11 protein-coding genes and 1 riboswitch are annotated in these 13,578 nt (G+C 35.9%); of the genes, 8 read left to right on the top strand and 3 right to left on the bottom strand.

The window, feature by feature from the left end:
- Positions 1–328: 328 nt before the first annotated feature.
- Positions 329–1,873, bottom strand: a complete 1,545-nt coding sequence (locus ACFJGY_RS15825; protein WP_379965834.1) for a PglZ domain-containing protein — start codon at positions 1,871–1,873, stop codon at positions 329–331.
- Positions 1,874–2,012: 139 nt separating this feature from the next.
- On the opposite strand from ACFJGY_RS15825, the gene ACFJGY_RS15830 reads away from it, so the two are divergent.
- Complete coding sequence (locus tag ACFJGY_RS15830; RefSeq protein ID WP_379965837.1) at positions 2,013–3,842, top strand: DUF3857 domain-containing protein; 1,830 nt, start codon at positions 2,013–2,015, stop codon at positions 3,840–3,842.
- A 34-nt stretch (positions 3,843–3,876) separates the two neighbouring features.
- Here the strand turns inward: ACFJGY_RS15830 and ACFJGY_RS15835 are convergent, their stop codons facing one another.
- Complete coding sequence (locus ACFJGY_RS15835; protein ID WP_379965840.1) at positions 3,877–5,433, bottom strand: Rne/Rng family ribonuclease; 1,557 nt, start codon at positions 5,431–5,433, stop codon at positions 3,877–3,879.
- A 229-nt stretch (positions 5,434–5,662) separates the two neighbouring features.
- Positions 5,663–5,953 carry an HU family DNA-binding protein gene (locus ACFJGY_RS15840; protein ID WP_027383593.1) on the bottom strand — a complete coding sequence of 97 codons (291 nt, stop codon included), beginning with the start codon at positions 5,951–5,953 and terminating at the stop codon, positions 5,663–5,665.
- 47 nt (positions 5,954–6,000) lie between these two features.
- Here ACFJGY_RS15840 and mutY point away from each other — a divergent pair, with 47 nt between their 5' ends.
- The 7 genes from mutY (at position 6,001) to ACFJGY_RS15875 (ending at position 13,464) form a co-directional block, all read left to right on the top strand.
- Positions 6,001–7,059: an A/G-specific adenine glycosylase gene (gene mutY / locus ACFJGY_RS15845; protein ID WP_379965843.1), complete on the top strand. Its 1,059-nt coding sequence runs from the start codon at positions 6,001–6,003 to the stop codon at positions 7,057–7,059.
- A 30-nt stretch (positions 7,060–7,089) separates the two neighbouring features.
- Positions 7,090–7,281: riboswitch (cobalamin riboswitch) on the top strand.
- A 25-nt stretch (positions 7,282–7,306) separates the two neighbouring features.
- The gene (locus ACFJGY_RS15850; RefSeq protein WP_379965846.1) at positions 7,307–9,118 is read left to right on the top strand and encodes a TonB-dependent receptor plug domain-containing protein; all 1,812 of its coding nucleotides are present in this window, start codon (positions 7,307–7,309) and stop codon (positions 9,116–9,118) included.
- A 27-nt stretch (positions 9,119–9,145) separates the two neighbouring features.
- Entirely contained in the window at positions 9,146–10,198 is a 1,053-nt protein-coding gene (locus ACFJGY_RS15855; protein ID WP_379965849.1) for a hypothetical protein, read from the top strand.
- 156 nt (positions 10,199–10,354) lie between these two features.
- Entirely contained in the window at positions 10,355–11,614 is a 1,260-nt protein-coding gene (locus tag ACFJGY_RS15860; RefSeq protein ID WP_379965852.1) for an NAD(P)/FAD-dependent oxidoreductase, read from the top strand.
- A gap of 8 nt (positions 11,615–11,622) precedes the next feature.
- Positions 11,623–12,297, top strand: coding sequence for a tRNA (guanosine(37)-N1)-methyltransferase TrmD (gene trmD / locus ACFJGY_RS15865; RefSeq protein WP_379965855.1), 675 nt, complete (start codon positions 11,623–11,625; stop codon positions 12,295–12,297).
- A gap of 97 nt (positions 12,298–12,394) precedes the next feature.
- On the top strand, positions 12,395–12,844 hold the full coding sequence (locus ACFJGY_RS15870) for a hypothetical protein (protein WP_379965858.1): 450 nt from the start codon (positions 12,395–12,397) through the stop codon (positions 12,842–12,844).
- 107 nt (positions 12,845–12,951) lie between these two features.
- Positions 12,952–13,464 (top strand): nitroreductase family protein, encoded by a 513-nt coding sequence (locus ACFJGY_RS15875; protein ID WP_379970219.1) that lies wholly within the window; start codon positions 12,952–12,954, stop codon positions 13,462–13,464.
- Positions 13,465–13,578 lie beyond the last annotated feature (114 nt).

Below are 13,578 nucleotides of genomic sequence, written 5' to 3' on the forward strand. Positions count from 1 at the left end.
ATTCAGAACAAACTCCGTTGACTTTTGGAAATGATTTGGTTGAAATTCAAAGTTCGGAATTTTGAGTTGAATCGTCAAAAGAAATACCAAACCTCAACATAGCCCCGATAGTAACGGCATCCTTTTTTGCTTTTTGAGGAAAACTTTGTTTGGATGGCAAAACGTTCTAAAGCAAAAAAGATATAGCCCTTCGATAAACTCAGGATAAATTACTAGCGGGTTGGACTGTTGACAAGAATGACCAAACGTGTTACTCCAAAAAAGAAAAAGGCGGAAAAAGTTCCCTCTTTCCGCCCAATAAACCCAAATCAAATAAACTATGAAAAAACTACTTGGGTTCTAGGATGCTTATCGGGATGATGACCTCCTCGAGGGAAATCCCACCGTGCTGATAAGTGTCTTTGTAATAATTCACAAAGTGATTATAGTTCTTCGGGTATGCTAAAAATATATTGTTTTTCGCAAATATATACTTTGAACTCAGGTTTCCTTTGGGAAGAAAGAGTTTGCCCGGGTCATTGACTGCCCAAACGTCTTTGTCTTCGTAGGTTAAACTTCGTCCGGTTTTATATCTTATGTTGGTAGACGTTTCTCTGTCACCAACTACCTTACTAGGTTTTTTAACATAAATTGTGCCGTGATCGGTTGTGATGACCAATTTGAATCCATTTTCTGCTGCAGTTTTGATAATTTTCAGTAAAGATGAATTCTCGAACCAGTTGTATGTGAGCGACCTGAAGGTTTTATCGTCTCTAATTAATTGATTTACAATATTATTATCGGTTTTTGCGTGAGACAAAATATCGATGAAGTTGTAAACAATTACTAGTAAGTCATTATTTTTATGCTGGTTGAAATCTTCTAAAATTTTTCTTTCGAAGTCTGAATTCAGGATTTTCAGGTATTTCATTGATTTGCCTGATAGTCCCAAACGCTTCATCTGATCTTCCAGGAAGTCTCTTTCGAATTCGTTTTTGTTGCCTTCTTCATTGTCATTGAACCAATTGTTCGGGAATCTTTTCTCGATTTCGGATGGCATCAGTCCTGCAAAGAAAGAATTACGCGCATATTGTGTCGCCGTTGGCAAAATACTGAAGTAATAGTCTTCAGAAGTTTTATTGTAGAACTTTGTGAATAATGGTTCTATCACTTTCCACTGGTCGTACCTGAGATTATCGATCATAAGCAACAAAACTTTATCTTTCTCTAATTCAGATTTCACTTTGTCTTTGAAGAGCGTGTGGCTCATCATTGGTTTATCGTTGCCGTGCAGCCACTCTTCGTAATTATTTTCTATGAATTTTGAGAATTGGATATTGGCTTCTTCTTTTTGATTTTGAAGCAGATCAGCGAACTCGTTATCAGAAACTTTATCGAATTTCACTTCCCAGTTCAGGATTTTTTTATAATATTCTGCCCAATCCTGATAAGTTCTCAAGTAGGACAATTCCATACTCAGGTTTCTGAATTCTTGTTGATAATCAACGATTGTCTTTTGTTCAACGAGAGATTCACTTTGAAGGATTTTTTTGAGTGACAAAAGAACCTGATTAGGATTTACAGGTTTCAAAATATAATCCTCGATTTGAGAACCAATTGCCTGTTCCATAATGTGTTCCTCCTCACTTTTGGTGACCATTACGATCTTTATAGCATTATCTTTTTCTTTGATCATAGGAATAGCTTCCAGACCAGATATTCCCGGCATATTTTCGTCAAGAAGGGTCAATACGAATTTTTCTTTTTCTATCAATTCCAAAGCCTCATTCACGTTGTTCACTGGTGTTACAGTGTAGCCTTTGTTTTCCAAAAAGACAATATGAGGTTTGAGAAGATCTACTTCATCATCGATCCATAAAATTTTTCCTGACATATATTTTTATTTAAGTTTAAAGTATCAAAAGTATGACCAAAATATCACAATAATATTTAAATAAACAGAGAGTTGGCGTTAAATATTAGTTAAAGGAATTTTTTATTTTTTTATATTTGATAATAACTAATCTCCAAGAATGAAATCAGTTCTAAGTCTATCACTAATTTTTATTTTTTCATTATTTTTTTCCCAGGATTTTGAATGGGGAAAACCATCTCAGGAAGAGATTGAGTTGAAAAGTGTTCCTTTTGAACCAACTGCAGATGCCGTAACATTGAAAGAATATGGTGAGCTTAAAATAGATTATGTAGGATATGAGCTGGAAGAACATATCAGAATTAAAATATTATCTCCTAATGGATTCTCCTCTGCACAGAAAAAATGGAGCTATAATTCTAGTAATAGATTTGATAAAGTCATCTTCCGAGAAGCTCAAACAATTAATATTGTGGATGGAAAAACAGTTATTACACCGATTGACAAAAAAGACATTTTGGTTTACAACCAAAGTAATGACATTGAAGAATTAGCAATAGCTTTCCCTAATATAAAAGTGGGTTCTATCATAGAATATAAAGTCAAAATAATAAGACCTTACAATATATATTATTCAGCTTGGTATTTTCAAAATGCCTTGCCTACACTTTCGTCAAAATTGAAATTGAAATCTGCTTCAGGAACTTATACTTTAATTTTCCCTACACCTAAATTAGGAAAAAAATATATTGGAAAAAACAAATTAAGGGAATGGGAACTGAATAACGTTCCCAGTTACAATACCTACACCAAAATTTATAACATTTCTGATAATGTGGAAAGAATTACATTCCAATACACTTCTGCAAAGAGCTTCTACGGTACTTATTATTCAGAAAGTACTTGGCAAGGATTTAAAAATCTGATTAATAGTAAAAAAGAAAAAAGCGTCGAAGATTTGGATTTTAGAGAATATGCAAATAAAATACAAACAGGAAAAAATAAATTTGAAACATTAAAAAATTGTCTGAAATTCTTAAGAGACAATTATAAATGGGATAAATACTATGCGACAAGTACAGATAGATTGAAAAGTAATTTTCTAAGAACAAAAACAGGCAATACTGCTGATTTTAATATTTTCCTACAAGGCATCCTGAGGGAGAAAAAGATTAATTCTCAATTAGCTGTCAACAGTTTGAGGAGCAATGGCAGAATTATCGTTGGTTATACTGTATTATCAAAATTGCAGACATTGGTCACAATTGTAAGTTTGGATAAAGAAGAAAAAACAATGGTAGATGCTGCTATTTCCAAACCGGAAGATGGTCATTTTCTTTCTAGAAATTATTTTAATCATTTAGTTTTCGGCTTAGATAATATTAGTGATAATTTCATAGAAGTTTCCCCTAATCTTTCAGAATATGTATCTCAGCAGGAATTGGATATAAGAAACGATTCTTTGAACCTAAAAATCCGGGATCAATTCAAAGGATATTTTGAATTATCTTCTTACAAAGAACAAGCTTTCATAAAAGAACCTGTTGTAAAAATCACGGAAGGTGATAAAAAAGAATTAGAAGAATGGAAGATTAATTACAGAACCGTCAACCTAGAAAATCCTAACTCTTCTTTCCTTACAATAGAGAATCCCTTTGTAGAAAAGATTAAAGAGTTAACTGTTGAAAAAGACAGAGATTACCCAGTCGAATTAGATTTTCCTTTTCTGAAAACCATTCAGCTCAAAGTAAAGATACCCGAAGATTATATCTTGAATACTGATAATTTTAAAGAAACCATTTCTGTATTTGATGGAAAATTGCAATATGCTCAAAGTGTAGGATATAAAGAAAATAATGAAGCGGTTATCACGTGGTCTCTTCTCATCAATCAAATTATTTTTCAACCAAAGGAAATTAATCAGTACATTGATTTTACAAACAAACTTTCTAATACTGTCTCAAAAATTGCAGTATTAAAAAAGAAATAAAAAAACTTTGCCGTTGTCAGCAAAGTTTTAAATTTTAATTGGAAAAGCTCATCAGCTCTTTTTTCTGAGCGTTGTAGAGATGAAACTCAAGCATTTTGAAAGAATCTCTCGGGATAATCGTCACCCATTTTTTGTACTTCAGAAACCATTTGTTCTGTATACTTGCAAGACCTTTCGTAAGATAAGCTTCTACGAATGGATGCACGTGCAGGAAAAGTTTGCCTTTTTCCGTCTGCATCAGGGCTCTGATAGAATCCTCCATTTTTTCGATAATAACAATTGGTGCGATGATCTCGCCGTCTTTGTTTGGATTTTCTTCGTTTGTTTCGATATGTTTTTCGGAACGGACACGCTGTCTTGTCATCTGGATAAGACCAAACTTCGAAGGCGGAAGAATCTTGTGTCTTGCCTTATCGCGCTTCATCTCGTCACGGAAATGTTCATACAATTCTTTTCTGTGTTCTGCATCTACCATATCAATGAAATCCACAACGATGATTCCGCCCATATCACGAAGACGCAATTGTCTTGCAATCTCTGTAGCAGCCATTTTATTGACTGTCAAAGCGTGCATTTTATTGGTAGAAGACGAGGAAATATTGTTTCCGGAATTTACATCCACCACGTGAAGTGCTTCTGTATGCTCGATTACGAGATAAGCACCTTTTGAGGCTGGAATATTCACATGTTTACCGAAACTCTGCTTCAGTTGTTTTTCAACATTGTAATATTCCAAAAGTGGAATGTGAGAATCGTAGAACTGAACAATATTTTTTCTTTCAGGAGCAATGACCTCGATGTAAGCTTTCATATCTTCCACCATCTTTTCGTCATCACAAATGATGCTAACGAAATCCTGGTTGAAGTTGTCCCTCAGAATAGAAGATGCTTTGTCTTCCTCACTTAAAATCTTACTCGGAACTTTATTCTTCTGAATATTCTTGAAAGTAGTTTCCCACTTTTTCACAAGCTGATTCATATCATTATGAAGTTCAGCCACTTTTTTGCCTTCAGCCACCGTTCTGATGATGACACCAAAACCTTCCGGGCGGATACTTTCAATCAAAGTTTTGAGACGTTCTTTTTCAGCACCGTCGCTCACTTTTTTGGAAATCGAAATTTTATTGTCAAAAGGAATTAATACCAAAAATCTTCCTGTAAGAGAGATTTGTGTGGAGATACGCGGTCCTTTGGTGGAAATTGGTTCTTTGGTGATCTGAAGTAGTACAACATCGCCTGCAGCCAACACTTTGTCCACCGTTCCCATTTTATCAATGTCTTTGGCGTGCTCAGCATTTTTGAGACTTGGTGTCTGTTGTTTTTTGGCAAGTGTATTTTTCAGGAATTTCTGATAGGAAAGAAATTGCGGTCCCAGATCCTGATAATGCAGGAATGCATCTTTGTCTGTTCCTATGCTAACGAAAGCAGCATTAAGATTTGGGGCCAGTTTTTTTATTTTACCTAAAAAAAGGTCTCCAACTACAAAATCGGATTTGGTTTTCTGCTCGTGAAGTTCAAAAAGGCGTCCATCTTCCAACAATGCAATCTTTGAAGCGTCTTCCTCATTGGAAATTATCAGTTCTTTCTTCATAACTTCATAAACTGGTTTTTTACTAAAATTAGGTTGTAAATATAAAACAAAAATATAGTTGGCAATAGAACCAACTATATTTATATGTGTAAGACGTTAAAAAAATAAATTATTTCTTCTTGTGTCTGTTTGCTCTTCTTCTTTTCTTTCTTTTGTGAGTTGCAACCTTATGTCTCTTTCTTTTTTTTCCGCTTGGCATAATTTATATTTTTATACGTTATTTATTTAATTATTTAACTGCAACTTTGGTCTTTACTTTTTCTACAAAAGTTTTTGAAGGTTTGAAAGCCGGAATATTGTGAGCAGGGATTTCTATTGCCGTGTTCTTAGAAATATTTCTTCCTGTTTTAGCCGCTCTTGTTTTGATGATGAATGATCCAAATCCTCTTAAGTAAACGTTATCTCCGTTATACATAGATGTTCTGATCTCTTGCATGAAAGCTTCTATAACTTTCTGTGTATCATTCTTTTCTACTCCCAGCTTGTTCGAGATGGTATTTACCAATTCTGCCTTTGTCATTTTATAATTTTCTTTATATTTTTGGTGTGCAAATATAAGACATATTTTTGAAAACAAACAAACAAAATGCTGATTTTCTTCACATTGGGAAAAAGCTAATAAAGTGGTATGATACTAATGCCAGACAACTTCCCTGGAGAGAAAACCAGCATCCTTATAATATATGGATCTGCGAAATTCTTTTGCAGCAAACACAGGTGAAACAAGGTCTCGGACATTATCTGAGATTTGTAGAAAGATTCCCTGATGTCGAGGAACTTCACAAAGCATCAGAAGACGAAGTTTTGCTTTACTGGAAAGGCTTGGGCTATTATTCCCGAGCTATTAATCTCCATAAAGCCGCGCATCAGATCATCGAAGAATTTGAAGGTAAATTCCCGACTAATTACAACGATATTCTGAAACTGAAAGGTGTTGGAAAATATACGGCGGCTGCGGTTGCAAGCATCTGTTTTGATGAAAAGATCCCGGCAATTGATGGGAATTTCTATCGCGTTCTGTCAAGGATCTTTGCGGATGATTTTGATATGTCGAGTTCCAAAGCCTTCCAATATTTTACAGATCTTGCATTATTAATCATGCCGGAAGACAAACCAGGCGATTTTAATCAGGCAATTATGGACATCGGTTCGGAGATTTGTAAACCGAAAAATCCGCTTTGTCCCGAATGTCCCGTGAATGATGACTGCATTGCTTATCAAACCGGAAGAATATCTGAGTTTCCTGTTAAAACGAAAAAAGCAAAAGTCACAGATCTAAGTCTGAAATATTACTTTGTCAAATTTCAAAACCAATTTCTCATCAAGCAAAGGGGAAATGATTTTATCTGGAAGAAATTGTACGAATTCCCGACGTCGGTTCCGCAAGAATGGGAAGAATTAATTATCAATTCCAAGATCATCAACCACAAACTGACGCATAAAAATATGACAATCGAAATCAATACGATTGAACTGGACTCTAAAAAAGCATTAGAAAAATTTGCCTCTGACAATGACTATTTAATAGTCGATGAAAAGCAGGCTGACGAAAAATCCTTTCCGAAACCATTAGAAAATTTTTACAAAAAAAGAGAGACTTCGACCATTGGGACGCTTCCGTTTTAATGAATAGTACAATTGTTGCCCGAACTTTACTATATTTGCAAAATATTTGGTTCCCGAATGTTTCGGGATTAAAAGGGAATGAAGCGTAATTCTTCAACTGTCCCCGCAACTGTAAATCGCAACAAGAAGATTCTGCAATCTTGCCATTGTCCGCCAAAAAACGGATGAGAAGGCGCAAAATCAGCGAAAGTCAGGAGACCTGCCAGAGAAAATTTAATCAATGCTTTCGGAGGAAAGGCAGGTCATTATGAAACGTATTTTTACTCTTTTTTCTCTAGTCATCTTGCATCAATTTTCCGCTCAGGAATCTTTGATTGATACCGTATATATTGATAATCAATTCAATAAAGTCGGGAGAACTGCAAAAATATCGAATCTTAATTCAGTCCAGATTTTAGAAAACTCGACTTCTTTATCAGATCTTCTGCGATTTCAAAGTAATATTTACATCAAAGAAAACGGAAGAGGATCCACTTCTTCACCGTCTTTCCGCGGAACCGGCGCATCCAGAACAGCTTTTGTCTGGAACGGTATTAATGTAAATTCTATCTTTTTGGGTCAGGGAGACATCAATAATCTGAATCTTCTGAGCTACGAAAATGTCGGGATCAAATTTGGAGGCGGAAGTGTGATCTACGGAAGCGGCGCAGTTGGCGGATCTGTACACCTCAACAATACTTTGGATTTTGATAAAGGATTTCACGGAATTTTATTTTCGGAATATGGCTCTTTCGGGACGTTTAATTCATTCATCAAAGCGAAATACAGCAATGCGAAATTGAGTTTTAGTTTTTCTGCTAACCATTCTCAAAGTGAAAATGACTATAAAGTAGCTGAGAAGAATTACATCAACAGAAACGGGCGATATCAGAATACGGGATTCAATCTTGGTTTAGCTTATAAAATCAGTGATAATAATGAGTTTTATTGGCAATCACAGCATTATGACAGCGATCAGCACTACCCTATTTTCGACGAAAATCAGATTAAAACCAAATATCTTGTTCAGACTTTCCGGAGTTTGGCTGGCTGGAAATTTAACTCGGACAAAATAAAAAATGATCTGAAACTGGTTTATCTGGAAGACAACTTTCAGTATTTTGGAGACATTGATAAAAGTAAATCCAGCGGGGGAACTGGGAAACAATACATTGTAAGAAATGATCTTGACTATTTCGTTTCAAAACAGTCTTCATTTAATCTAATTTCAGAATATCAATATAACCAAGGTGAGGGTTATCAATCCGGAATTCAAAATCCAAAAAGAAATCAGGTAAACCTCTCTTTACTTTACAGAAACGGAAATTCAGCGAAATTCTATTGGGAATTAGGAAGCAAATATGATTTTGTGGAAGGTTATGAGAGTCCGTTTTTGTTCTCTGCATCGGGGAAATATTCGGTAAATGACTGGTATCAGACTTCAATTAATATTTCAAGAAATTTCCGGGCGCCAACTTTCAATGATCTCTATTGGCAGCCGGGCGGAAACCTGGATTTGAAGCCGGAAACATCCTACCAGGCAGAGATGTCGCATTATTTTAGTTACAAAAACTTCAAACTGGGCATCACACCTTATTATATCAAGATGAAGGATATGATCCAATGGATTCCGATAACTTCGTCAAACTGGTCGCCAAGAAACGTTAATAAAGTGGATTTTTATGGACTGGAAACCGATTTATCTTTCAATAAAAACTGGACAAATCAGAAACTTAGTTCCCAGATTGGATATTCCTACACACAATCGACCGATTTGGAAACCAAAAAACAATTGAGTTACGTTCCGTTTCATCAGATCAATTTCAATACTGATTATCAATACAAGATAGCCGGATTATTTTTTCAGGCTTTGTATAACAGCAAACGATTTACAGACAATACTGAAAGTAATTTTCTTGAAGATTATTTGATTTTAAATGCCGGAATTACTATCAATCCTCAGAAAAATATTCAAATCGGGTTTAAGGTCAATAATATTACGGATGAGATTTATGAAACTGTAGATTACTACTTTATGCCGAAAAGGAATTATGCTGTCAGCTTAAAATTAAACTTTTAAATAAAAAACAATAAATAAATTAAACTTATGAAATTCAACAAATTTTTAACCGCCCTTTTGGCGTCCGTTCTTCTGATAGTTGCATCCTGTAAAGATGATGATCCTGTTTACAACAATCAGGAAACCTCCTACAGCGGCATTCTTATTTCCAATGAAGGTAAATTTGGCACACCGAGTGCGACTGTAGATTTTGTATCATCAAATCTAAGTGAAGGGATATTGGGCATTTATAACACCTCAAACAATGAAAACCTTGGAGATGTTCTTCAAACTATCGGTTTCAAAGGAACTAATGCCTATTTGGTTGTTAATAACAGCAATAAAATTGTCGTAGTAAACCGTTTCAACTTCACCAAAAATGCAGTTATCACTTCTAATATCTCAAGTCCGAGATATATTGCCTTCACTGACAGCCAGTATTATGTGACAAACAATAACTTCTTCGATGTTAAAAAGCTTAATATCTACAATAATGCAGACAATACTTTTGTTAAAAGCATCAATTTTGACCGTTATGCGGAAAAAGTAGTGGAAGCGAATGGAAATATCGTAGTACAGACAGATGGTTCTACTTATGACAATAACTACAACGAATTGCCGACAGGCCACACCATTACCATTGTAAAACCGGCTACAAACGCAGTCGATAAAACAGTGACTTTGCCGGATGCGGGCATTGTAAAAGACCTTGTTTCGTATGAAGGTTTTGCTTATGCACTATCTTCTACATCTACAGATTCTTACATTTATAAGATCAATGCAACAGATGGCACTTTCACCACAACTACGCTTGCAGGGATTCCTAATATTCAAAAATTAAGAATAGACTCTGGTAATTTTTATTTTCTGGATGCAGCCAACAAAGTATATGCGAAAAACATAGCAACAGCGAGCTCTGCAGCTTCAACATTATTTACAGCTACTGGATATGTTTATGGCTTTGATGTAATAGATGGCAAGATTTTTGTATCCAATGCAAGTTTCACTGGAGAAAGCACGTCTTATGTTTATTCATCAACAGGGACTCAGATCAAATCGTTCAAATCCGGAATCGGAACGAACGGTTTTTATAAAAATTAATTTTTTTTCATCATTTGTGTTTTTAGAAACCCTGTCAGACTCTTCTGTCAGGGTTCTTTTTTTTAGCTAATATCAAACAATACTCAAAATATTTAAGCACAATTTTTGCTTGCAGGTAAGCAAAATAAAAACCTTAATTTTATAAAAAAATTCGCAATGAGGGAAAAGATTGTCATCATCGGAGGTGGTTTCGCAGGTTTACAACTTGCCAGGAATCTCAACAATCAGGGAAAATATAAAGTCATGGTGATCGATAAGATGAATCATCATATGTTCCAGCCATTATTCTATCAGGTTGCAACCGGTCGGATAGAACCTTCCAATATCTCATTCCCTTTCAGAAAGATCTTTCAGAAATCGAAAAATATCCAATTCCGGATGACGGAAGTAAAAAAAATACTTCCTGAAGAAAAAAAAGTCATTGGTGAAGACGGCGTTTTCACTTATGACAAACTCGTGATCGCTACAGGCTGCAAGACTAATTTTTTCGGAAATCAAAAGATGCAGAATCTGGCATTGGGAATGAAAAATACACAGGAGGCCATTACAATCAGGAATCATATTCTGATGACCTTCGAAAAGATGATTATCGAAAGGAAAGCAAGTGACGATGGCAACTGGAACCTTGTAATCGTGGGAAGCGGACCAACAGGAGTTGAACTTGCCGGCGCATTTTCTGAAATGAAAACCCAGATCCTCCCGAGAGATTATCCAAGAATGAATTTCTCCGATCTTAATATCATTTTGATAAGTTCCGGTGACAAACCTCTGGAAGCGATGAGCCAGGAATCTCAGGATGCTGCCGAAAAATATCTTAATCAATTGGGTGTTAATTTTCTTAAAAATGAACGTGTTACAGATTACGACGGAGAGATCATCTATATGAAAAGTGGAAACTCGATTCCTACTAATAATGTGATTTGGGCAGCCGGCGTTACGGGAAATATCATTGATGACTTTAATAAAGAAAATCTCGTAAGAAACCGGTATGTAGTGGACAGATACAACAGAGTCAAAGGCTTTGATAATATCTTCGCCATCGGTGATATTGCGTATATGGAAACGCCAAAATATCCGCAGGCGCATCCACAATTAGCGAATGTCGCCATCAATCAAGGGAAAAATCTTGCTCGAAATTTCAAAAAGAACTCTGAAAAAGACTGGGAACAATACGAATACATTGATCGTGGATCTATGGCTACCATTGGGAAACACCGTGCGGTTGTGGACCTTCCGAAATTTAAATTTCAGGGATTTCTTGCTTGGTATTTCTGGATGTTCTTACATTTGATGCTGATTTTGAGTGTCAGAAACAAGATCGCAATTTTCTTCAACTGGATGTGGAGCTATATCAACAAAGACTCTTCATTAAGGCTGATCATTGCGCCATCCAGAAAAAATCCTACCGAACAGTAATTATAATCATGCGAATAGACATCATAAGTGTACTTCCCGAATTGATGGAAAGCCCGTTCCAAACCTCCATCCTGAAAAGAGCAATGGAAAAAGGACTTGCAGAAGTGCATTTTCACAATATAAGAGACTGGAGTATCAACAAGCACCGCCAGATTGATGACGAGCCTTACGGTGGCGGCGCAGGAATGATTATGATGGTAGAACCTCTTGACAAATGCATCTCCGAACTGAAATCTCAACGTGAATACGACGAGATTATCTATCTTACACCAGATGGCGAAACATTGAATCAACGGATTGCCAATACATTATCCATCAAAAAAAACCTAATTTTCCTTTGTGGTCATTACAAAGGCATAGATCAAAGAGTGAGAGATCTTCACATCACCAAAGAAATTTCCATCGGCGATTATGTTTTGACGGGTGGAGAATTGGCAGCTTGTGTTTTGGCTGATTCTGTAATCCGGCTTTTACCAGGTGTTTTGAATGATGAGCAAAGTGCACTGACAGACAGTTTTCAGGACAATCTCCTTTCTCCGCCAATTTATACAAGACCGGAAACTTACAAAGGTTTATCTGTCCCAAAAATATTACTGAGCGGAAACTTCGGTGCCATCGAGGATTGGCTGCACGATGAGGCGGTAAGGATCACAAAAGAGCGCCGACCGGATCTTTTGGAATAATTTATGATTTTCACATTTGAAATATATCCTTTCTAAATATTTTAGAGAGGTTTTTTATTTATTTTTTTAATTATTATCTTTATTCAAAATTGGATTTATGCAGAAGACAGTTTATAATAAAAGCGAGTTACGTAATTTTGTGAATGAAACGATTTCCGGCAAGGTAAAAACATTAGAGTTTTACCTTAATTTCTCTCTGGAAGCAAGCCGTGATATCAAGAAAACTTCAAAATACGATTCTATAAGAGAAGAGATTCAGGAAGAGATTTATCATTTGGACAAGCAGATGGTTTCATTGAAAACGATGCAGACACAAATGCGGAAAGTCCTGAACTCGGTTTCTGATACCATAAAACTCGGTTCACTGGTCATTACAAACAAAGCGCGATTTTACATCTCAGTTTCTTTGGGAGAATTTTTCTTCGAAGGCGATCGTTTCTATGCTATTTCTCCGGAAAGTCCAATGGCAAAAATAATGCTTGGAAAGAAACCCGGCGATTCCTTTGTCCTCAACAAGATCGGGCAGGAAATTGTGGAGATATTTTAAAAGTCAGAAGCTGGATGCCAGAAGTCAGAAGTTCCCTTTCTTACTCTTTACCATATTCTTCACTCTTTTCACTTTGTTCTTTTGTCTTTCTTCCCGTATCTTTGAATATGGAAAACGCACACATTTTAAAAAACATCATAGAAGAGCGAAGAAGCATCTTCCCAAAAGATTACTCCGACAAAGAAATTCCTCAAAATATCCTTGACGAGATCCTAAGCAACGCCGTTCTGGCTCCGAATCACAAGCGGACGAAACCTTGGCGTTTCAAAACTTTCAAAGGTGAGGACAAGCAAAAGCTTGGATTAGAACTCCAAACCATTTATAAAAATTCTACACCGGAAGCTCAGTTTCTTCAGAAGAAATATGACGATATCGGGTTCAAAATTTCAAAAGCCAATGCTGTCTTTTCAATCGTCGTCAACTTCAGCGGCCTGGTTCCGGATTGGGAAGAGATTGCGGCAGTTTCTATGGCGGTTCAAAATATGTATCTGACCTGCACCGCAAACCGAATCGGCTGTTACTGGAGTTCTCCAAAAATTGTTGAGCAGCTTACAGATTCTTTAAAAACAGAAGATAACCAGAAATGCCTGGGGTTGTTTTATATGGGAAGTCTGGATTAAGTTTTCACTCCCGCTGATTTGGCAAATCTGGCAGATTTTCACTTAAAAAATAATCTGCAAAATCAGCCAATCTGCGAGATTTTTGTCATTAATTTTCTAAAATATAAATTTTAA

This window comes from Epilithonimonas sp. UC225_85, from assembly GCF_042695135.1.
Lineage (GTDB): Bacteria > Bacteroidota > Bacteroidia > Flavobacteriales > Weeksellaceae > Epilithonimonas.

Excerpts from the sequence above, each read along its gene's own strand:
- ACFJGY_RS15825 (WP_379965834.1), bottom strand. The coding sequence starts at position 1,873 with ATGTCAGGAAAAATTTTATGGATCGATGATGAAGTAGATCTTCTCAAA.
- ACFJGY_RS15830 (WP_379965837.1), top strand. The coding sequence starts at position 2,013 with ATGAAATCAGTTCTAAGTCTATCACTAATTTTTATTTTTTCATTATTT.
- ACFJGY_RS15835 (WP_379965840.1), bottom strand. The coding sequence starts at position 5,433 with ATGAAGAAAGAACTGATAATTTCCAATGAGGAAGACGCTTCAAAGATT.
- ACFJGY_RS15840 (WP_027383593.1), bottom strand. The coding sequence starts at position 5,953 with ATGACAAAGGCAGAATTGGTAAATACCATCTCGAACAAGCTGGGAGTA.
- ACFJGY_RS15850 (WP_379965846.1), top strand. The coding sequence starts at position 7,307 with ATGAAACGTATTTTTACTCTTTTTTCTCTAGTCATCTTGCATCAATTT.
- ACFJGY_RS15855 (WP_379965849.1), top strand. The coding sequence starts at position 9,146 with ATGAAATTCAACAAATTTTTAACCGCCCTTTTGGCGTCCGTTCTTCTG.
- ACFJGY_RS15860 (WP_379965852.1), top strand. The coding sequence starts at position 10,355 with ATGAGGGAAAAGATTGTCATCATCGGAGGTGGTTTCGCAGGTTTACAA.
- trmD (WP_379965855.1), top strand. The coding sequence starts at position 11,623 with ATGCGAATAGACATCATAAGTGTACTTCCCGAATTGATGGAAAGCCCG.
- ACFJGY_RS15870 (WP_379965858.1), top strand. The coding sequence starts at position 12,395 with ATGCAGAAGACAGTTTATAATAAAAGCGAGTTACGTAATTTTGTGAAT.
- ACFJGY_RS15875 (WP_379970219.1), top strand. The coding sequence starts at position 12,952 with ATGGAAAACGCACACATTTTAAAAAACATCATAGAAGAGCGAAGAAGC.